Source organism: Deltaproteobacteria bacterium (assembly GCA_016931625.1).
GTDB lineage: Bacteria > Myxococcota > XYA12-FULL-58-9 > XYA12-FULL-58-9 > JAFGEK01 > JAFGEK01.
Genome location: JAFGEK010000190.1, coordinates 1 through 21,333, shown reverse-complemented (window position 1 = coordinate 21,333; position 21,333 = coordinate 1). Strand labels below are relative to the sequence as shown.

The window sequence follows — 21,333 nt, the reverse complement described above, 5'->3', positions numbered from 1 at the left end:
TCGTTATGACGCTGAGCCTGTACTTGATGATGAAGCCTTAAAAGGTAGACTTCGTTACATTCTCGCTCATGGAGTTAAAGAAGGATTAGTTAAAAAATGTCGCCAATGGCCAGGATTTAGCAGCTATCCAGAGTTAGTAGAAGGTTCCAAACGAAGTTTCGCCTGGCCCAAGTTGAGTTTGAGTAATGTAGCTAACAAAAAGAAACGACCTAAAAAGCAGGCAATAAACATAGAACAAGATATTGAATATCCTATACGTATAACATTACTGCCTTGTTATAAAGACAAGCCACAAGAACAACAAATAATGGTAAGGGATTTAGTCGCACAAATTGAAAATGAGCATATGTTACAGCGTAAAGACAAATCATTTTTAGGTATAGCCAAGGTGTTATCGCAACATCCACATGATAAACCGCACAACATTAAACGAAGTGTCCGACCATTATGTCATGCATCAAGTGTAAAAGCGGTTGAAACCTACAAAGCAGAGTATGAAGCGTTTGCAATAATTTATGCTGAGGCATCAAAACAATATCGAGAGCAAATAAAAACTAAAGCGATTGTATCGTTACAAAACTTTCCGCAAAATTCTTATCCTCCACCAATTAATTGGGGCAAGAGAGCTGAACAACAAACGACTGTTTAAGTTAGAAATTTGTTAATGATTGAGAGGCAAAATATAAAAGGTAAAGTAAGTAAACATAGTTTCGGAATATTTTTAGAATATTTTTATAAAAAAATAAACACACACAAGACTGATTGCAATTACGCGAGCATACATTGAATTAGTTATTTCATAGAGTTGCAATACATTCTTTGCTACAAAAACAATTGGTTCTGGTTTTTTTTAAAAAAGCATATTAAGTTTCTATTACAAATTTAAAAAACGTCTGGCACAAAAATTATTGGGCTAACAAAATTAATTCACCCTCGGATAAAGCTCGGTGATAAATACGAATATCGTCGATTATTCCATTGAATAGCTTGTCGCCACTGGGGTAATATCCGCCAAAAACTAAACAATCATCGTTAGAAATATTGTTTTGATTTGTTTCTTCATTCTGTATTTCGTTGTCTACATAAGTTTCTAAAACCCCATCAATTCGTCTAACGGTTATAAAATGCCAATAATCATTATTTACTAGCATACCTTCAGGATTGGGATTTGTGGTATCACCAGAGCCTATGAAAGTTGCAATACGATTATCGTATACAGAAACGCCAAATCCAGTAGCAGTGTAATCGCCTTTAGAGACAATCATTTGTTGACCGGCACTACCGCTAAACGTATCTCCGGTGAATTTTATCCAAAAGCATAAGGTTAAATCGTCAAATCCAAAATTCAGGTTTGTAGTCGAAATAACTTTAATATAATCATCAATACCATCAAATGAATAAGCACTGTCGCTGTTGCCAAATCTATCAGTAGCTAAGCTTACTTCCCCAAGTATTTCAGTATCATTGTTATAATCACTTAGATCATTAGCGTTACCATTAAATGGTAGATACAACACCAGCTCATCAATAGGGCCGACTTCAATTTGCACTATTGCAGAAGCTTCACCTTCACGGCCATCATTAATTGTATAAGTAAAATAATCTGTACCAATAAAACCTGCAGCAGGAGTATAAGTAATTGTTTGATCACTATCTACTTCAATACTACCGTATTCAGGGTTTTCTGCGGTAACTTCAAGCTCGTCGAGATCTACGTCGCTATCATTAGCTAAAACATCAATTATAATAGCGCTGCCATCAGTACTTTGCACAACATCATCAACTGCTACAGGAAATCGATTTGAGTGCCGTAAGGTAACAAAAACTGTTGCACTAGCAGTGTTGCCTTGCGGATCGATAATTGTATAGGTGAATGAATCATAAGCGTTACCTTCTTGACCATCACCATCTTGCAACGGTTGATAATAAACTCTGCCATCTACTATTGAAGTATTACCTAGGGTTGCATTGCCAACTTGTTTAAGTTCAAGAGTTAATTTTAAATTAGATGTGCAACGAGAAACAATATTATAACTAGTAGCTTGAAGGCCATCAGCAGTTAGCCATAGATCTGTAGCCACAACATAGTTCTTATCAAGCGAGGTACGGCCGCAGGCTGCAAGAGTGATCATTAAAGTACAAGTCGCAAAAAAGAAAAATAGTCTTTGCGCCACAAAACTACTTCGAAAAATTAAAAACTTTTTAACTGTAGCCATTTGACACTCACTCTCATTAGTTAAGTGGCCTATGCTTGTATTTAATAAATTTACAAAAATTTTTAGATTTATAGTATTTATACCATAAAAATTAATAAAATGCACTGGTCAGGGATCTACGCATATGCACTTTGGTTATTATTGACAAAATGTCTAACAAATGTTAGATATAAGTGTAATTATTAATTTGGGTCAATTATGCAAACTATAGGCGTTCGTGAATTGTTACATAATTTTTCAAAACATATGAAAATAGTAAAGGCAGGTCATTCGCTTACCATTTTAGAAAGAAATGTGGCTATTGCTGATATTGTTCCTCACAACAAAAATGTTAGCCATCCTGGGTGGCGACGAGATATTAAACGACGAAAAATAAAAGGTGAAAATTTTTCAGAATCAGTCATTAAACTACGTGATAACGAATGAATGTATTAATTGATACATCAACACTTTTTAAAAAATATATTGATGAGTCTGGTGCTGATGAATTTGCTGTTTTTTTACAAGCTATTCATACAATTTTAATCGCGCCAACAACCATATTAGAAATCAATTCAGTTATTACCAGACGATTAACTGAAAAATCGCTTAGTTTAGCAGATGCAAAATGGCTTGAGAGCGAGTTTCTTTATGATTATCAATATTTTGGCATAGTTAAGTGGAATGATTTACTTGTATCAGAAAGCAAAAGAATTATTCGCAAACATAAACTGAAAATACTTGATAGTATACAACTCGCTAGTGCTATTACAGGGCAAGCAGATTTGTTGCTTACTTCAGATAAGCAGCTTTGTTCTGTAGCTAAAAAAGAATCTATAGCAGCTCGATATATTTAGCTTTATTTTTAATTTGCAGTAGGTATATTCACTTGAACAGTCAAATTAGTTGTAGTTAAAGAAGGTGACCAACTAGTAGTGCCTAAAAATGGGGTGTCAATCAGCAGATCAGGGCGCATTAATTCATTACGCCATGCTTCACGCGCAGCTTCGTCACTTGTTGTAGTTGCAGCAATAATAGTCGGATAGCTCACTCCATTAACTGCAGCGGCGCCACCAACACGCTCAAATAATGCTTTTAACTCTGCATCAGATATTTTACTTAGCGGAATAAAACCATCTGGACCGATAGTTACTGATGCGCCTTTTTCATCAAGCAACACTTCGCGCTCACCAATAGCAATTGCTAAGCTACCATCGCCTACGACAAAATTTGAAGCCTCAGGGGTAGCGCTAACAAAAAATGATGTGCCGCGCACACCAGCAATGGCATTAGGTGTTTCAATTTCAAATTTTGATTCACTACCTATTAGACGTAATACTCCAGCCCAAATATGACCAACTTTAACCGATAAGCTTTCGTGACGTTTACCAACCGGTTTTTTATAATTTAATTGTTTGATAAGTAACTGGGTGTTTGGCCCCATGCGTACTAACGAACCGCTAAAAAGGCGTAAACTCGCAAAAGAATTTTCATAAGTAATGACTGTAGCACTATCAGGCACCGCGACAAAACGAGTTAATTGAATAGGCGTTGGGCCGATTTTCATTTCAACATGGCCTTTAACATTTATCGCCATAGCTGGGGCTTGCAACAAGATGGCTATGAGAAGTTGTGGTAACATGGTTTATTCTCCTTACCCTTATAGCGTATAAACGCGCACGCCCGCGAAAAATGAGTGTTTATCCCAAGTAAAAGCATCAGTTTTTGAATCATTGCGAAAATAAGCATACTCAGCATGTAGTTCAATAAATTCAAAGCTTGCACGCAGGCCAGCTTGTGCTTGCCAGGTTAACTCGCGTGGACGAGCATTATCAGTAAAGCTACGTGTCGCTAGACCAGTTTGCGCCAAAGCTGAAAGCATTGGGGTTAAACGCATTTCACCATATAGTTGTCCGCTAAACTCAGAGAAATCGACGTTGCGTGAAATACCCCCTACAGCAACAGTCGCTTGTGGAAAACTATGACGATAGGCTGCATCAACAGTAACTGACCAATTATCAATAGACAAAGTATCGCGTAAACCCAGACGCGCTACCAAGTTATCAGGTTCAATGGCAGCGCTCTTATCAAGAGCTTGTGGGCTTGCAATAACATCATGATAGTCAAAGCCTGCTAAAACACGTAATCTTTGCAGTGCGTTTATTGATTTTGCGAAAGTTAAGCTAGGGGCAATAATGCGTTCGCGATGTTTGCTAAAAGAATTAGTGAAGACTTCGTCGTATCGAAGATCAAGCACGGTTTCAATATCTTGAAAATATTTGCGGCCAAGTGCGCCAAAGCCAATAACAGTTGCGGCACTATTAGTGCTAATATCACGGTCATTAAATGGTTGTATGCTAGTAAAGCGCACAAAAGCCACATAGGGTCGATTGTGGCCGCGATAGTGAGCCCCAAAGGCAAGATCAATTAACGCCAAACCAACACTTTGTTGTGATGCTTGCGGTAATACGGTTGAAGTAAGCCCAAGATTAGAGTCATAACCAAAAGCTAAATCCAGTCGACCGTTAAGTTGCCAAGCTGAGGGCTCGATAGCAACGCCTGCTTGTATTTGCCATTGTATGGCAATAGCGGCAGGCAAATCAGGATGACGAGTTAATACATAGTCAAGCGCTTGGTTAGCTTTATCACTATTACCAAGGCGTGATTGTATAAGTGCAAGTTGCAGTCTAGCTTCATCAGCATTAGGGTCAAGCGATAGTAGATGCTCAAGTTTTTCTATCGCATCACTGCGCCCACAGCGTTCGGCGTTTATAGCTAATGCGTACAAGATATCTACGTCATCGGGGTCAATTTTAAGAGCCTGGTCTAGATTTGTACAGGCAGTATTAAAATCGCCTGCGCTAATGCTCTGATTAGCATTTTCCACTAAAGTTTGTGTTTGGTTATCATCAGCAAAAGCATATGGTGCAAAAATAATTGCTGTTGCAATCGCAAATATTATAAAAATAATTCTCATAGGAATTTACCTTATAGAGGCGTTGATAACTTTGCCAGTATTTGAGCCATCGCCGCTAACCCCACCATAAAATGTTAAATCAGATAGTGCAGTAGTTTCATGACTAAAGGCCATGCTGCTAACTGCTTGGGTTGCACTACCGGCATTAACCTTATTTGAGATACGTGGAGTACTTGGTGAAATTAGCCAAACCTGACCGTTGCTGTCGTTTACGGTAATATATCTGCCACTAGGTGTTACTTTAAGACTTCTTACTATGCTGCCTATAGCTAAAGGTGGTGCACAAGTTAGATTTAAATCTCCGTTCGTGTCAGTGGTAATTGTGCCAAGGTATAATTCGCTGCTATTGCCAAGAGCGACCAATAAAGTTTTCGTTGAATTAACAGAATAAGACTGAATGGTTGAAAAATTTATTGACGTATTAGGGCAAGTGCTTAAATCAAGGTTCACCGTTACATCAGTGGTATTGCTAGAAGCATCAAAAACTTGTGAAACATCAGCCGCTTGCAACAAAAGTGTACCAGTATTGCTACCAATGGCAACTAAGGTATTGCCATCAGGAGTAAAAGCATAAGCGTCAACAGAACCCGATAAATTAATCAGACCTGCTGCTTGATCAAAATTAGTTGTCCAATATAATACAATAGCATCATCAGGCAATCCCACGATATCATAGCCAACAGCAAATAAGCGGTTGCTGGGATCAGCAACTATGTCGCCATAAGGTGTATGGCTAAAATTCCAAGACCTGGTTTCGCTTAAATTTGGTCTGATGTCGTATATTAGTGGTGTAGTTGAAGCATCTATTGCAACAGCACGACGACCATCACCTAAAAAACCAGAACTCGATAATGCACCACCAGCCAGTAGTGAATCAGACCCACCATAATTTGTAATAAAACCAGTGGTATTTAATATAACCTGTAATGACTCAAATGGCGCTGTCAATACTTTCGGATTAGTTGTTAGGCCTGGACAATAGGTAGTGCAACTAATATCGCTAGGGGTAGAGATTGAGGTTAATAATGGTCCATTAATAAAGGTTGTTGGCATTAAACTTTGCACCAGTCTGCCGTGTGAGCGTATCCCTACCAAAATATTATCGCCAAAAGGAATATTGGCAAGCTCGCTAGGTATACGAGCAACAATAGCGTTAGGGCTATAGCTTACAATTGTAGCTCTTATACCTTGAATATAAACTTGATCACTACCATCACCAGCAAAATAGGTGCCACCTAAAGTAACCAATGAGCCAGGAGTAGTGCCCGTAAGTGATATACTTGCTAATTGTGGGGCGCGCAGCACGGCATCGATGATTGGATTATCACCAAACGCCGGAGGTGTAACATATATTGGTAACGTCGTACCATCATCAAGATTAAATGCTGATAGTTGTGCAGGGATAGTATTGCTAACTGCAAAGCCAACGCGGTCAGTAGCATCAGCAAGTAGGTGAGAGATTTGGATGTTGCTAATTGTATAAGAGCCTTGCCAAGAGCGGTCAAAACGTTTGTATCTATTAATACTAGTATCGCTACCATTAATATTTGCAATTAATGGCGTGCCATTGACGATATCGATAGCCATAGCATCTGCGACTAGCGGTACTGAGGTATTATCAATAAAAGGCTCAGGTTGGGGGTTACTAAGGCCAATTGTAGTCGCTTGGGCAATTATTGGAGTCCCGCCATTTAAATTTGCACGTCCAGCAAGATATCCAGTTGTGGGGTCGATAAATAATTTAACAAATGGGTGCGCTGAAGTCGTTAAAATATTTTTATAGGTAGCAGTACTAAAATTAAGTCGATACCAAGCACCAAAATCGCTAGCATATATCGCAATATCTTTGCTCATTTCAAGGTAAGCTATAGTATAGGGGCCATTATAGTCTGAAACTATAGTTTGTGGGTCTGTAACAGTTTGCGATGTAATATCTACCAGCGATAAATATAATTCAGAACCTGTGCCATTATTACGTAAAACCAATACTTGCGCCTGCTGCCCCGCAAGAGAATTGGGCGCGATAGCTGCATCTACTATCGGTACTGTTTGGGTGGTGGTTACTACAGGTATTACTGTTTGCGAAGACATCATTTCAATACCCAATGTGCCAACTACAATTAATTCATCACTGGTGGGTTCCCACAACAAACGTAAGGGTTGACCAATTGTTTCTTGAATTAAAGTACGAGTCGTACGCGTAGAATCAGTAGTCACTACCCAACCATTAGTGCCACCGCTTTCTAAAAACGCCAGTGCCGGCCCGGCAACTACTGAGAAATTTGCAGCGCTACCATTAGTTGTTTGCCCGGTTGGGTAAGCAGTTACCGTTGCTTGACCGCGACCAACTATCTTAAGAGTTGGAATGCCTTGTCGAGTAGTAGCCACCTCAATAACTGATCTATTTGAAGTAGTATAATCGGGCCCCGTGCTATTGGTATCAACAATTGGAAATGGTAATATTTGACCTGCAGCCCACTCAGAATAAACTAAATTACCGCTACCTAAAGCCCATGTCGGTGGCGGGGCACCAAGATGCACCGTAAAAGTTGCAGTATCAATGCCGCATGAAGTCACGTTAGTATTGAAACTAAAAGTATAATCACCAGCAATTAAATCAGTATGACCGGATAACTCAACCCAATGAGTGGCAATGCCAGGATCACCATTGTTTTCGGTACGCAGGTCGACATCAATAGGTAAAAAGCTTCCGATAATTGCTTCATTTGGTGAAATACTGATGCCAGTTGGCATAGCGTCAAGGGTATATGAGGGCGCTAATGCCGAAATTATACAAGTATTATTAAACCCGGCCAAATCAATTCCTAAGAAGAATCTAGTATTTGCGGCGGGGTGTTCAGGATATAGTTTTGTACCAATTATAGCTAATGTTTTACCTTGGATAGCGCGTAATCTTATCGTTGCATTGGCACTATTACCAAGGGCATCAGCCGCAGTGGCAACAATATCAGCATATTCATAAGATAGAGCAGTTGAAGAAAAATCGCAGCGTACGGTTGTGGCGTCTTCAGATATCGGGGCGGCACACAAATCAACACCAGCAGCCGATAGTTGTACTGCAGTAGGTGCAATCGGCTCATTTGCTTTTATATAAACACTCATTGGGGTCGCTACCTCAGGAATATAAGGTGGTGTAGCAGTTAAAGTGATAGTTGGTGGTGTTTGATCAATAAGGATATTAACCGCAAAGCATAAATCAGGGGCGATAGGGTAGCGGCAGCTAAATGTATAGGTGCCATCAACATGTCCAGCTAAAGGTATAGTAGATGCGTAAGCAAGGTCTTTATTACAATATTGAGCTTCTACGCATTCAAAAATTAATCGCGTATCAGCAGCCACGGCTTCACTGTTAAGATTAGACGAAGTGCTTAGCTGCAAACTGGTTTGTGGCAAAATTGGTGGCGTGATTGGCAGTATTGTTTGCGGAGCAAATTCACTCCCAGCTATTTCAATAGAAGCCGTACCCGTTGGTTCAGTTGCAGCGACAACACTTAAAGTAAAAGTTCGCCCTCGTGGTATGGCAAATACTTGACTTGGGCTTACCGTCAATGTGGTAAAAGTGATACCTAACTTAGTATCAGTAATAGATATATTAGTGTTAACACTGAACGTTTCACCATTTATTTGATATACTGGCAATACACTACCGCGTTGCTCGGCTGCACGAGTTAAATTTAATGCCACTTCCATAGTACCTGGCACCGGAATAATGGTGCTACTGCCAAAATACGCAGCTATTGCGGGTACGGCAGCTTCATTTTCAACTCCTATGGCGGTAACTTCAATTGTAACCGGCAAACCAGCAATTACTTTTGCGGCGATGCTTCCATTATCATTGAGTACAAACTCGTAAGATGAATCAAGTTGAGTAATTCGGGCAAACCTATACTCTGCTTGTGATAAGGTCAAAGGCATCGACAATTGAAAAACCGTAACTTCTAGTTGCTTTGGTGAGCAAGCCAGCAAATTTAGAAAAACCGTGATCCAGATTATACGCATAATCATTAAACGCTCCGGGTCAACATACAATTCAACTAAGTTATCCTATGGTACAACTAAGACCAATATGTACTTAGAAAAAATAGCAATTAAATCTGTATCGTTGTCAGTATTCCTGATTGCCTCTTTGGGTGAGAACTTGCTACGAAACGCTCATGATTAGCAAGCGGCAGCAAAAATTAAAAAAATCAGTAGTAAAAAGAGCGAAACATGACAGCGCAACGCCAGCAGCCCTAATTGAATTTATGATGGGTCATTGGCAGAAAAAAACTACAAAAAGACTTATTCCTATAAAAAATTGGGTAAAACATGCCGCCCGTCGCCGTAGATTGGCACAGGCATTTCCCCATGAAACGTTGATAATCCCGACTGGTCGTGAAAAAATGCGCAACAGTAGCACACCATATCGTTTTCGTGCTGCCAGCGATTTTTATTATTTAGTAGGTAATTTAGAACCAGATTGCGTATTGGTTTTACAACCACAGAAACAAGGCCGACATAAACATGTTTTATACGTTGAACCCGACTGCAGTCGTAAAGATCAACGTTTTTTTACTGATCGCATAAAGGGCGAACTTTGGGTCGGGCCGCGTTTAACTTTGCACGAAAATAAGATTCGCTATCGTGTTGATGAATGCCAGCCATTAGCAGAGCTTGAAACTTTATTGCGTAAATTAAAAAAGCGTCGTTCAAGTTATCGTATTGTCCGCAATATAGATCCTGTTTTTGATGCTAAATGGGCGCGTCATAAAAAACGCGACGATGAACTTGCAACTTTCATTGCCGAAATGCGTATTGTAAAAGATCAAACCGAAATAGATGCACTTGTACAAGCAGCCAAGACTACCCGTAGCGCATTTGAAGATATTATTAAATTGTTGCCTAAAGCACGTAACGAGCGTGAGCTTGAATGTGCTTTTGCTTCACGGGCTCGACTTTTAGGCAATGATGTTGGCTATGGAGTAATCGTTGCTGCAGGGGCTCATGCTTGTACTTTACATTGGCCAAATAATGATGGCCCAATTAGCAAGAAGGATTTGGTGCTGATTGATGCTGGTGTTGAAAGTCATGAGCTATATACCGCTGATGTTACACGTACCATCCCAGCAAGTGGGCGTTTTTCGCAAACCCAAAAAATTATTTATGAGTTAGTGTTGTCTGCGCATCTCGCCGCAATGAATGCGGTGAAACCAGGCAATGACTTTCTTGCTCCACACCGTGCTGCTGCTAAAGTGTTAGCGCAAGGATTAGAGCACTTAGGCATTTTGTCTATGAGCGCCAAAATTGCGTTAGAAAAACAAAAGCAATATTACCGGAGATATACTCTTCATAGTACCTCACATTTGCTTGGACTTGATGTGCATGATTGTGATCGCGCTCGTCAGAAACGTTATCGACGTGGCAAGCTTGAAACCGGAATGGTATTAACCATAGAACCAGGTTTATATTTTCAAAAAGATGATCTAACCGTACCCAAAAAATATCGAGGTATCGGAATTCGTATCGAAGATGACGTACTAGTTACTAAAAGTGGGTATAGAGTTTTAACTAATATCCCTCGTACAGTTGCAGCGGTTGAATCATGGATAAAAAAGGTGCTGACCAAGATAAAAAAATGTTAGCTATAATGCATTATTTTTTTATGTGGACTCGCGTATAATCAACTCAGGTTCAAATGCCACATTTCGCCGATTATTAATTAATTCATCAAGGTTTTCTGTCACTGCAATTTTATAGGCTGTTTCTGCCATTTCTTTTAGTGGCTGTTTGATAGTTGTTAAAGATGGAGATAAAATTTGTGCAACTTCCGTGTCATCATATCCTACTATAGCTAAGTCTTTTGGTACTGATAAGCCATGCTCACGAGCAGCACGAAGAATCCCTGCTGCAGAATCATCACCTGCAGCGCAAAAAATAGCATCAACATGTTTGTTGTCTTGTATGATTTCTTGCATTGTTTTTAAGCCATCAACATAAGAATAATCTTGTACCTCTATTATGTAATTTTTATTAAATATTAGTCCATTGTCATAATAAGCTTGGCGTGCTCCTTCTAAGCGTTTTATAGAATTATAGCCACCTTGTACATCAGTACGCCCTGATATAATGGCAATATTGCGATAACCTTTATGAATAAGATGTTCCGTAGCTAAATAGCCACCCAAAAAATTGTTGGTCGTTATCGTAGATGCTCCTTCGGCTGTTTCATCAATTAGTATTACCGGTATTTTGGCCTGCTTAAAATCAGCCATGATATGGGTGTCTGGCTGTATACAAATCCCAATTAATACTACTGGCCCTTTAGTATTAAGTACGCGCTGGTAGCATTGTTGCTCAAGACCCTTAATATCGCCATTGGTAGCGTACTGAGTGATATGTTCTCCTAGTTTTATATTGTTACTTATGTGTGCAAGCATTTTGGCCGGGAATGAAAATGTAAAATTAGCAGCAATTACAACTAGTTGTCTGTCGGCCATAACAATTTCTCACATATATTTTAATTGTAGCATATGAAATTTGGTATATGAAGGATTGTACTGCAGTCAAAGAGGGGGCATATATTAAATAAAACACATAAGTTGCATAACTCAAACAGCAAGATAGGTATAACGCTCGTCTTGGCAATATGTGTCATGTGCACTATATATCTATTTATATATGGTGGTGACGATGAGATTGTTAAAAGCAGTGCTAGTATTATATATTCTCGTTGCTTCTACTGATGGCGTAGCTGCTAGTATTTCTTTTGTTAGAGCAACTAGTCAGTATCAAGCAACAGAAGATAAAGGTTTATACCATCCTTTAAATTTGCTTGATGATGATCCAAGTACAATATGGTGTTCTGACCCTGAAGATACATCAAGTAGAATTGGTATTGAAATTGTATTTAAACACAAACAAAAACTTGACCGAGTAGCTATCAATCCGTCAAATAAAAGTGGCAGCGTTATAAATTCTGTAAGAATTTCAGATGGTAACAAAGAAGTTATTGTCGATGTTGGCACGACCTCAGCCGTTGAAGTTTTTAATCAAGCCCTTGAAGGTAAAAAATACACCATTACAATTCAGAAGGTTGGAGAACAAACACCTGAAAGTGGCATGCCTCCTGATGTTTTGTGTTTAGCAGATACCTTATTATATTTACGCGGCTCATTATTTGGTGGTGGTGCCTCTAAACTTCAATACGAGAATTTAAACAATCAGTTACTTGGCACCTGGAATGGAGAACCTTTAGGTGCACCAGAAAAAGTGCTTACTTTTTCTGCAGATAGTAGCTGGGAATGGGTATTTACGCCCTTGCTGGGAGGAAAATCTAAACGTCTGACTGGTGAATATCGTTTTCGTGGCAAAAAGCTCTTTATGCGCAAAGGATCAGTCGGGCGTTGGCAAGCGATCGGATATAAACGCCGTAGAGTAAAAATAGATCCCGAAGAAATGGGTGCCCCAAAGGACGATTATGACATTATTTCGTTAGGCAAAGGCTTAGGCAAAGAGATTGCTGGCGAATATAATAATGCCCGTTTTCAGTAGCTGATAACTTCATTTAAAGCGCGTAGGTCTTACTCGATAACTTTGCTTGACATAAATATCGAAGGCTAGTCACCGTAAATACAACGCGATAATGCACTGCGTTGTTTTTCTAGCTCTTTAATAGCAATGGCAAGACTCTCGGTCGCATTTTTTTCTGAAGCCTTTTTCACTGCCGCAATAGCCTCATCAATACTCTGTAGATTGACAATATCTTTATTTTTCAATCGATTAACCGCATCTTCAAATGTAGCAAAGAAGTCTTGCAGTTCATCGTGTTTACGCAAAGGGCGTAAATCAGGATAACGACCATCAGCTAATTGATTTAAGTAGCGAGCAATTACATGCAGTGGTCCACTAACGCGATGAGTAACAACTAAGCCCCAAAATGCCAGAGCTACAGTCATAACGATCACCAGCACTACAATATAAAGTAAAAAGATCTGATCGCCACGCATAACTTGCTGTTGCAGTAACAAATTACCTTCAAGTTCGAGCAGGCGAGTGTTGTCAGCATGAGCGCGGTAAAGAAATGCACCCATAATTGCAGTGATACCAACACCAAGTGCAGTTATTATCAGTGTGTATTTCCACTGAAAACGAGCATCAATAATAGGGATGGCGCGACGTCGCGAACGATTGGCTGGATTCCCTACGGGTTTTGCAGACGCGTTATCCATTAGCTATCGCCTCTGGTTGATAGAAAAGTATTCTTATGATCCTACGCGAGAATTCTGGAGGAATGCAATGGTATCTATATCAAATCTTCACCAATGCCCATTTATCGTAAAACTAAAATGATTTGGTGCGCCAAAAACATTAATAGTGAGAGCTGGTGGCGTATCTGGTGAATTTTTTGAGTCAATCAACCAAAGTACCCCACCTGTAATCGCTAGAGCAGCCGCCGAAACAGCCGCTATGTTGGTAATTAACATACGTTTTTCGACCCGATCATGCCACAACTGGGCGTCATCTTTGGTTTTGGCCTGTTCATAAGATTGGTGAGCATTAAGCGCCAAAAAATACGCTGCACCAGCAGTAACGCCAGCAGTTCCCCCGGCTATTAGCATCCCATAACTGGTACGTTTAAGGTTGCTGATCGGTTTATCTATTTCAGTAGGTTTTAAATCGACCTTAAGTGATTCAGTTTTACCCCCAATAATTACTATTTCTTCAACCTGAGCCGAAAAGTTTTCAGCTTCTACGGTGAGAAGATGTTTGCCCGCTGATAAAACCTTAGCGTTTGCCATTGGTGCGGTTGCAAAAATTTGACCATCTATACGTATCAAAGCGCCTGCAGGCGATGCTGCAACATCGAGTTTGCCAGTAGGCGAACCAACACCAATGAGTGATTGTGTAAGCAATTGCGCTAATTGCACAACCTTGTTTTCATCACCTTTAATAGTTTCACTACGTTTTTCTAATTCGACACCACTATTGCCATCGAGGCTACGTATGATCAGTTGCCAAGAATTGCTACCAATTTCATTAAGTTCGCCAATAACGAGTAAATCAGCTTGCGCTTTGTGCGCGGTAGCTTGAATGCAGTTGGCCGTTTTTAAGCAGTCTTCAAATGTGTCAGATAACTTATCTTTTGAGGGTAAGGTTTTAGTATCAATAATGTTAAACCCCCCAACTTTGCTTGCGGTTTCGCGAATAGCTTCGCTGCTGGCTTGAATTAAACTTTTGTATTTTTGTGCTCCTTGTAAATCAGCCACCAAAAGACGTTGTGTGGGCCCAGTGTTTTTTATACTAAATGTATTATTGGTTATACTTGAGTCATTTTTTTGAATTCCCGCTATCAGTCCTTTATAAAAATTTTCTCCAAAAGGTTGTGAAAAAAGATACCTTCTAAAACTTGTTTCGGTACTGCCACGATGAGATAGGGATAATGGTCTAAATTTAAGACGCGCCAGCGAGTGGATACCTTTATTAATTGGACGGCTTTCTTTAGTTTCGGTCTTTATGAAAAATGGTGCATTACCAATTAATGCAACACGAACGGTTTGTTCATTAGTTGGATGTACATCTAGAATGCGTACACCACGTTTATCTTCAACAAAATAATGATTGGCCACAGAAGGTTCGATAACTATAGAAGCTTTTTGCTGCAAGTTCTTCGTATCAAAGATAGGGGCGTCAATGTTTACTTGCGGAGCTTGATAAAACACGCGTAGACGCGCTTTGGGATCAGGTATTGCAACATTTGCGGCTTCGATAAAAGCAGCGGCTTCGGCATAGGTTACTTTGCCATCGCTATTAACATCTGCCCCACCGACAAGGGCACTTCTTAGTTCGTGCGAAAATACCCCTGACTCCCATAGACTCCACTCGTGAGTTTTTGATTCACTAGACGATGCCAGTAAAACTCCGGTATTGGGGTAACTTGCTAACTCTTCGGTGCGCAAAAAGTCGCGTACTGCAACCTGGTAGTCGCCATAGCGTTCTGAATCACCATCACCTCGTTTATTAACTAAAAAATATGCATGACAAGCATCAAGAATGAGATGATTATAGGTTGCGGGCGAGCGTGCTAGAACCTCGCGATAAAGCTCGCTACGATGAAAGCGGGCATCTTGCAGGTTAATATAACCTTCGTGATTGGCACCAACGTTGCCATGACCTGAAAAGATAAAATAAAAATGTGTTGTTATTCCGGATGCATTGTTATCGCGAATTTGTTTAAACATATTATCAATAGCGCTAAGAATTTTACGACGTAAAGGAGGCTGAGCCTGTTTAGCCGCTTTGGCATAGCGTTTTTGAGCATTAGCATCGAGAACGGTGAATAACTGAATTTTTGCCTCGGCTGCTGAGAAAAGTTCAAAGAACCTTGCGGCATCATCATCGGCAAAAGTTAGCGGGCTTGTGTTGGCATCAAGACTGAGATTATTACCAATGATAATGGCGTATCGTTGTAATGTATTAACTTTGCGGGCATTTTCTTTTGCAAAGGCTAATTGCTGGTTTATAAAGCAAACGCAACAAAAAACACTAAATAGTTTCATTATTACATAACTTCTCAAAAAGTCGCGGTGAAGATGTACAATGTTATCCCAAACAAACGCAGCTAAAAGAGATCTCTTGTATTTAAAATGTACATTAAGAACTCTCACTACGTTCGAGATGACATCCCCCTCGCCATGCTCAGGATGACATCCCTGTTTTGCCCAGAATTTTAGAGAAGTTACCATTATTAAAAAGCTCCAACTATCTTCGTGGTGCTAAATTAATTAGCACAGAATATTCGTCATTGTGTAGACTATCAAGTGTCAAAGGTGCAAGTTTGCGACATTGTTCGGGATTTTGCGCAATAATTTTTACTGAATCTTCAATGTCAGTAAGGTCAAGAGGCTCATTTGAAAACACGCCAGTAATGCGCAACCACCCAGGCTTATGTCTTATATTTAAGCGAAAACCGTCAGCTAATGGTTCATCTACAACATCGTTTGCAAGAGCAATCGATTTTTTGCCGCTAGCTTCAGGATAATACCAAAATATTTTGCCCGACTTTTGCATGCCAAATAGCGAAAGATAGCGTGGTTTTTTACTAGTATTAGTATAGGTAAAGGTGATGGTATCAGTAACAGAAAGTGAGTGGTCTTCGCTAATTTTATTGCTTTCGGCATCTACCCGAAAAACACGTATGCCAATATTAGCAAGGTTAGACTGAGCACCAAAGCCGCGTGCTACAAATTCTATAGGAGATAGCTTTACATTGTCGGCAAGGTGGATCCGCTCTGAAAATAAGTATGGTGATAGCACCAAAAATAGTATTGCGGCCGCAGCTAAGGCAAACCCAGTTAGTATGGTTTTAGGCCAAATTTTAGCAACATTAAAATGTTTAATGGTAAATAATGGGTGCTTCTCGGTATTTTTGTTAGTGAGCACTAAAGTTGCAACACGTTCAAGACGAAAGTTATTAGCGCTTGTTTGGTTTTGGCATATTGATGCTTCAAGTTGAAGATAGCGTTGATACTTATAGCCACATTTAATACAGTTAGCAGTGTCGGCAAGCACGCGACGATAAAGTTTAGCTGAGAGGTTTGCAGTAAACAGTCGCCGCATGCGATGTTCTGCTAATGCATGGAAGTGCCATTTCATAAGTTCACTCCCGCAAGGATAAATAACATAGTTATAAGTTTTTCAATGCCCCTACTGCCGTAACGATAACCTTCGAAAAACCCTTGTTGTTGCATTGAGTAGAAGAAATTTTTTCGTAAGCGTTTTTCGCAAGCTTTAATGAAATGTTCACTGGTATTAAGTTTGTGTGCACAGGCCTCGATTGATAAACCTTCATGAAAACGCAAATGAAAAACTTGGCGTTCGGTAATTGCTAATGAATCAATATATTTTTTTGTTGCCGCTAATATATCGCGATGTTCGACATCATCATGGGGATTGTCTGTTTGTTGGTGCGTAGAATTGTGCTTATGTTGTGCCTCATCAAATTCAATTAGTGTAACTTTGCGACGGCGCAAATCATCAATAACAAAATTACGCGCAATAACAAAAAGATAATTGCGATAGGGACGCATACCATCATAAGCCTGACGTGCTGATACTGAAAAAGCTTTAATAAAAATATCAGCTAATGCAGTTTCAGCTTGCCAGGGTTCAGTATAGCCACGAAAGAGTGCTTGTTTGCCATTGCTTTCAAAGCGAAACCCACGTTCGAGTAATTCTAATATTTCAGGGGCATAGTGCTTATAAACTTCAGCTAATGCTCCCGGCTCGCCTTTACGAAATGCTTCATAAAGATTTTGGTCATCGACGAGCCGAGGCATAAAGATACCAATAAGGTTTGGGTATTATTCTTGTTTCACATGAGCATATTTAAACTCATAGTCGGTAACATCGTAAAATAATATATAAGGTTCGCCAACTTTATTAAATGTCATATATATCCAAATAGGATTCACCGTATTAGTTAATAAAGTGTTGACTGGGTGGTCAGGGCGGTTAGGTAAAATATATTTAATTTCACCTGGCCAACCATCTGTATAGAATAGGTACGGATTATTAGCTTTATCGACCGTAACCCAACATCTTGGGTAATCTTGCATTTGCGTGATTAAGGTTTTTTCTTCCCAAGTAGAATTGAAATATTTAAGGTATACTATATCAAAAATATTTTGATGAGGTTCACGTCTAAAGCACATATGAACAGTGCTGGTATTATCTATGGTTCCAGACATTATCGGTTCCCAGATAAAATTTGTTGCTGAAGATTTTTGCCAATCGGTGCCATTATAATAACTGTGTGAAACAGTTGAATAATTCGCCTCTGGTGCTTTTGCCATATGAATGATATGAGGATTATCTTCGTTATCAAGCATTAAATTAAGCAAAACATCCTCAATCTCTGGAATAGTAGAAACACTCCACTCATTGTTTATTCTTTTAATATAGTTGTATGCTGATATCGTAAAATCGCTATTATTATATTTATATACAATATGAGGATTGTCTGATTTGTCAAAAGCTAAGGAAAAATCGCTGGTAAAAATTGTTGCGGTTTCGTTTATTAGCTCAGTATCCCAAGAGTCTCCATCAAATGAGGCATATAACAAGGGCCTATCATCACTTCTAACGATTGAGTAGATTAGGTGAGGTTTGCCGATGGTATCCAGTGATAATTTATAACTATCATCTTTTACATCTGGTGAAACTATAATGCTGTCAGTCCATTCATTGGCTTCATCTTTTGTAATGTACCATACTCCTGTATCTTGGGAACTATATGCCAGATGTGGTCTTTGTGTTGAGGGATTTATTGCAATATCTAGATAATATATATCACTAAAAGTGATAGGTGGTCCTGCTTCAACCACCATCTCTTTACAACTAGCGCCATCACCGAACCAATTGTCTTTGCAGGTGCAGATATATGCGCCTTTTGTATTAATGCAATTTGCATTAGGATCACAGCTACTTGTACCCGGTGAGCATTCATCATTATCTAAGTAAATATTTGCTGTTTCTTCGGCTGATTCATAACCCACAGCATCACGAACTGTAACATAAATAGTTTTTTGTCCTTGTTCTGTCGGTAGCGACCAATTCATTATTTCAGCGAAATCAACCCAAGAGCCACTACCACTACTATTGCCAATGCGAATTGAAGTGACACCACTAGATGTATCATTTGCATCAATAGCAATTTGTATCACACTATTTGTTGTCCAATCAGCCACGCCGTCATTTATAACTAGTGAATTTAATACTGGTGCTGCTGTATCAATGATAATGCTGGCTTTAATCGGCGGGCTTTCAAGACCGTTGGCGTCGGCATATTTCAAATATAATTGCTTGCTTCCTTCGTTTACAAAAGTCCAATTGGTGCTGTTAATTACATTTGCCCATTTGGCATTAGTGAAGCCTTCAGATTCAGAAAGCATCATAAGTGAGGCATTATCAGAGTTAGTAAAGGTCAAACTTACTTCTAGATTTGTGCTATATTTTGCGTCGTTATTGATCGAAATACTTCCATACGGCCCGGTTGATAGACCTAATGATACATCTTTAGCTAATGTTGTTGCTTGTGAGGTAACCACGATATTTTTTACCGTAGCTGGCCAATAGCCATCTTTTTCAAAACGAAGTTCGTAAACACCACGGGGTACACCAGTTAATAAATAGGCTCCATCAATATCAGTAGTTGCAGAATAAGAGGTGCCTGCAATAAAAACAGTTATGCCAGTATGATCTGTAGCATTATAAAGTTTCGCTATACCTTGTATTTTACCGGTTGGGGTTATTTCAACTGTGCCAATATCATTTACTTGGCCGTCTTTAACTTCAACTGCTGCAAGATAGGCTCGCTCACTATCACGACAAATAAGAATATAAGCGCCAATCGGTACGTTTTTAAGTTCAAACTCACCATTGTTGTCACTTGTTGCAGTGTAATTAGTCCCTTCAAGAGTACACTGGGCGCCAACAACTGCTTGAGTTGCCTCAAGGGCTGCGGTGTTGCTTGAAGAAAATTTTAGTGCGGTTGTATTTACTGTAGGTTTCGCTGTAAAAGCTGCTGTAGCTTCACTTGGCGTCGCTACTAATTTACCCCTAATAGTACCAACAGGCTTGTTTTCAATAGGATTATTGTAATCAAGTTTGCAGTTAATTACAGCTAATGAAAGAATTGCCAATAGAAAATGTTTTGATATAACCATTTTTAAAATCTCCTATACCCATCAAGTACGGATAGGCAGTAGGTGCTCGGCGACATTTTTTGAATAGTTACTAATATAGAAGATAATTGCTGAATTTTATTGAGAAACTTCTTCATAAATACTACAAAAATAAAAAGCTAGCCATTCAATAATACAGAAAATTAATAATTTTGTATAGTAGCGATAGCAAAATGCGATTGTAAAATGTAAGTGATATGAAAATATAGCTAACATTAATTTATTGGTATTGGCAGCGTGAACTCGAATCTTTATACACAATATACACAAAAAATCGCGGCCGTATGTGATCCATTACCAGGATCCATACCCTATGAAAGCCATCGGCCATTATCGGTTAAACTGTGCTACCACGGCTGGCGCTTGCTTGATTTGCTGGCCGATAAATTTCCGCATATCTCAGAGCATCATTGGCAGACAAAAATGTCGAAGGCAGAGCTGCTTTGCAACGGCGCACCGACGACACTAGCAACAATTGTTAAAGCTGGCGACTATATTGAAACGATATATCAGGATGTAATCGAACCCTATGTTGATACTGCGATCGAGATACTTTATGATGACGACTATTATTTCATCATTAATAAACCAGCGCCCTTACCAGTGCATGCCTGTGGTCGATATAATAAAAATACTGTGGTTTATATTTTAAGCCAGGCATTTGCATTATGGCAGCTTCGCCCAGTACACCGTCTCGATGCCAATACGACCGGGGTACTGATTTTAGCCAAGACCAAAGCCGCCGCCAGTGCAATAACCAGGCAATTTGAAGAGCATAAAGTGTACAAGACCTACCTAGCATGCGTCTGCGGTCATCCATCTAACGATGAATTTGTTTGTGAGCAAGCTATAACCGCAACAGCATCAGTAGCCGGTCGCCGGGACATTGCGCCTAACCAACGTGGGGTTACGGCACACACCGTTATTAAAGTATTACGACGCAATGATGATGAAACTAGTCTTGTTGAGGTAACACCCAGGAGCGGACGTACCAATCAAATTCGCCTTCACTTGGCAGCCAATGGCCATGCAATTGTCAGTGATCAGATATACCAAGAGACGCCCACAGAAAGCCTTGCATTTAGCAAAGATACACCTATCGAATTACACGCCTGGAAAATTTGTTTTATCCATTTTGTAACTGATAAATCTATTCAAGTTACTGCACAACCGCCGAGCTGGGCTTAAGGTTGTTGCTTATGCAGAAGACTCCATAGTGGCATATGTATTGATTGGTCTTTAAAGCGAATGCGATAGGACTCACCTCAAATTATTTTGTGGGAGATATTAGGGGATGTCCCCATTATTTCTTCATCGCCTTTCATTCCCCGTCCCCTATTCTCTGTTCTTTAAATACCCAGTTCAACCTCGCTTGGTTAAAGACAAAATGAAGATTTAAAGAACAGGGAACAGAGAATTA

The 21,333-nt window shown here is 39.6% G+C and carries 16 protein-coding genes; 6 read left to right on the top strand and 10 right to left on the bottom strand.

Annotation, left to right across the window (positions count from 1 at the left end; translation table 11 throughout):
• A partial coding sequence (locus tag JW841_16255; GenBank protein MBN1962488.1) for a hypothetical protein occupies positions 1-649 on the top strand: 649 nt, incomplete at its 5' end.
• Positions 650-905: 256 nt separating this feature from the next.
• Here the strand turns inward: JW841_16255 and JW841_16250 are convergent.
• Positions 906-2,216 carry a cadherin-like domain-containing protein gene (locus JW841_16250; GenBank protein MBN1962487.1) on the bottom strand — a complete coding sequence of 437 codons (1,311 nt, stop codon included), beginning with the start codon at positions 2,214-2,216 and terminating at the stop codon, positions 906-908.
• 198 nt (positions 2,217-2,414) lie between these two features.
• Between JW841_16250 and JW841_16245 the strand changes: the two genes are divergently transcribed.
• Both JW841_16245 and JW841_16240 read left to right on the top strand, forming a co-directional pair.
• A complete protein-coding gene (locus JW841_16245) occupies positions 2,415-2,642 on the top strand; it encodes a hypothetical protein (protein MBN1962486.1) in 228 nt (75 codons plus the stop codon).
• On the top strand, positions 2,639-3,052 hold the full coding sequence (locus tag JW841_16240; GenBank protein ID MBN1962485.1) for a type II toxin-antitoxin system VapC family toxin: 414 nt from the start codon (positions 2,639-2,641) through the stop codon (positions 3,050-3,052). Before JW841_16245 ends, JW841_16240 begins: the two co-directional genes overlap by 4 nt.
• 8 nt (positions 3,053-3,060) lie before the next feature.
• Here JW841_16240 and JW841_16235 read toward each other — a convergent pair whose 3' ends face one another.
• The 3 genes from JW841_16235 to JW841_16225 are packed head-to-tail and all read right to left on the bottom strand — an operon-like array spanning position 3,061 to position 9,198.
• Positions 3,061-3,837 carry a FecR domain-containing protein gene (locus JW841_16235; GenBank protein ID MBN1962484.1) on the bottom strand — a complete coding sequence of 259 codons (777 nt, stop codon included), beginning with the start codon at positions 3,835-3,837 and terminating at the stop codon, positions 3,061-3,063.
• An 18-nt stretch (positions 3,838-3,855) separates the two neighbouring features.
• A complete protein-coding gene (locus JW841_16230) occupies positions 3,856-5,172 on the bottom strand; it encodes a tetratricopeptide repeat protein (GenBank protein ID MBN1962483.1) in 1,317 nt (438 codons plus the stop codon).
• Between the two features lie 6 nt (positions 5,173-5,178).
• Complete coding sequence (locus JW841_16225) at positions 5,179-9,198, bottom strand: hypothetical protein (protein MBN1962482.1); 4,020 nt, start codon at positions 9,196-9,198, stop codon at positions 5,179-5,181.
• 149 nt (positions 9,199-9,347) lie between these two features.
• Here JW841_16225 and JW841_16220 point away from each other — a divergent pair, with 149 nt between their 5' ends.
• Positions 9,348-10,814: an aminopeptidase P family protein gene (locus tag JW841_16220; GenBank protein MBN1962481.1), complete on the top strand. Its 1,467-nt coding sequence runs from the start codon at positions 9,348-9,350 to the stop codon at positions 10,812-10,814.
• An 18-nt stretch (positions 10,815-10,832) separates the two neighbouring features.
• Here the strand turns inward: JW841_16220 and JW841_16215 are convergent, their stop codons facing one another.
• Positions 10,833-11,669: a substrate-binding domain-containing protein gene (locus tag JW841_16215; GenBank protein MBN1962480.1), complete on the bottom strand. Its 837-nt coding sequence runs from the start codon at positions 11,667-11,669 to the stop codon at positions 10,833-10,835.
• Between the two features lie 193 nt (positions 11,670-11,862).
• On the opposite strand from JW841_16215, the gene JW841_16210 reads away from it, so the two are divergent.
• Positions 11,863-12,723, top strand: a complete 861-nt coding sequence (locus JW841_16210; protein MBN1962479.1) for a hypothetical protein — start codon at positions 11,863-11,865, stop codon at positions 12,721-12,723.
• Between the two features lie 65 nt (positions 12,724-12,788).
• Here the strand turns inward: JW841_16210 and JW841_16205 are convergent, their stop codons facing one another.
• The 5 genes from JW841_16205 to JW841_16185 form a co-directional block, all read right to left on the bottom strand.
• A complete protein-coding gene (locus JW841_16205) occupies positions 12,789-13,400 on the bottom strand; it encodes a hypothetical protein (GenBank protein ID MBN1962478.1) in 612 nt (203 codons plus the stop codon).
• 87 nt (positions 13,401-13,487) lie between these two features.
• Positions 13,488-15,728 (bottom strand): PEGA domain-containing protein, encoded by a 2,241-nt coding sequence (locus JW841_16200; protein MBN1962477.1) that lies wholly within the window; start codon positions 15,726-15,728, stop codon positions 13,488-13,490.
• A gap of 202 nt (positions 15,729-15,930) precedes the next feature.
• Positions 15,931-16,824, bottom strand: coding sequence for a hypothetical protein (locus JW841_16195; protein MBN1962476.1), 894 nt, complete (start codon positions 16,822-16,824; stop codon positions 15,931-15,933).
• Entirely contained in the window at positions 16,821-17,507 is a 687-nt protein-coding gene (locus JW841_16190) for a sigma-70 family RNA polymerase sigma factor (protein MBN1962475.1), read from the bottom strand. The genes JW841_16195 and JW841_16190 overlap by 4 nt, the downstream gene beginning before the upstream one ends.
• 24 nt (positions 17,508-17,531) lie before the next feature.
• Positions 17,532-19,895 carry a carboxypeptidase regulatory-like domain-containing protein gene (locus JW841_16185; GenBank protein MBN1962474.1) on the bottom strand — a complete coding sequence of 788 codons (2,364 nt, stop codon included), beginning with the start codon at positions 19,893-19,895 and terminating at the stop codon, positions 17,532-17,534.
• A 255-nt stretch (positions 19,896-20,150) separates the two neighbouring features.
• Here JW841_16185 and JW841_16180 point away from each other — a divergent pair, with 255 nt between their 5' ends.
• The gene (locus JW841_16180; protein MBN1962473.1) at positions 20,151-21,101 is read left to right on the top strand and encodes an RluA family pseudouridine synthase; all 951 of its coding nucleotides are present in this window, start codon (positions 20,151-20,153) and stop codon (positions 21,099-21,101) included.
• Positions 21,102-21,333 lie beyond the last annotated feature (232 nt).

Coding starts and splice junctions, on each gene's coding strand:
- JW841_16250 (MBN1962487.1), bottom strand. CDS start 2,216: ATGGCTACAGTTAAAAAGTTTTTAATTTTTCGAAGTAGTTTTGTGGCG.
- JW841_16220 (MBN1962481.1), top strand. CDS start 9,348: ATGATTAGCAAGCGGCAGCAAAAATTAAAAAAATCAGTAGTAAAAAGA.
- JW841_16205 (MBN1962478.1), bottom strand. CDS start 13,400: ATGGATAACGCGTCTGCAAAACCCGTAGGGAATCCAGCCAATCGTTCG.
- JW841_16210 (MBN1962479.1), top strand. CDS start 11,863: ATGAGATTGTTAAAAGCAGTGCTAGTATTATATATTCTCGTTGCTTCT.
- JW841_16215 (MBN1962480.1), bottom strand. CDS start 11,669: ATGGCCGACAGACAACTAGTTGTAATTGCTGCTAATTTTACATTTTCA.
- JW841_16240 (MBN1962485.1), top strand. CDS start 2,639: ATGAATGTATTAATTGATACATCAACACTTTTTAAAAAATATATTGAT.
- JW841_16225 (MBN1962482.1), bottom strand. CDS start 9,198: ATGATTATGCGTATAATCTGGATCACGGTTTTTCTAAATTTGCTGGCT.
- JW841_16200 (MBN1962477.1), bottom strand. CDS start 15,728: ATGAAACTATTTAGTGTTTTTTGTTGCGTTTGCTTTATAAACCAGCAA.
- JW841_16230 (MBN1962483.1), bottom strand. CDS start 5,172: ATGAGAATTATTTTTATAATATTTGCGATTGCAACAGCAATTATTTTT.
- JW841_16190 (MBN1962475.1), bottom strand. CDS start 17,507: ATGCCTCGGCTCGTCGATGACCAAAATCTTTATGAAGCATTTCGTAAA.
- JW841_16195 (MBN1962476.1), bottom strand. CDS start 16,824: ATGAAATGGCACTTCCATGCATTAGCAGAACATCGCATGCGGCGACTG.
- JW841_16245 (MBN1962486.1), top strand. CDS start 2,415: ATGCAAACTATAGGCGTTCGTGAATTGTTACATAATTTTTCAAAACAT.
- JW841_16185 (MBN1962474.1), bottom strand. CDS start 19,895: ATGGTTATATCAAAACATTTTCTATTGGCAATTCTTTCATTAGCTGTA.
- JW841_16235 (MBN1962484.1), bottom strand. CDS start 3,837: ATGTTACCACAACTTCTCATAGCCATCTTGTTGCAAGCCCCAGCTATG.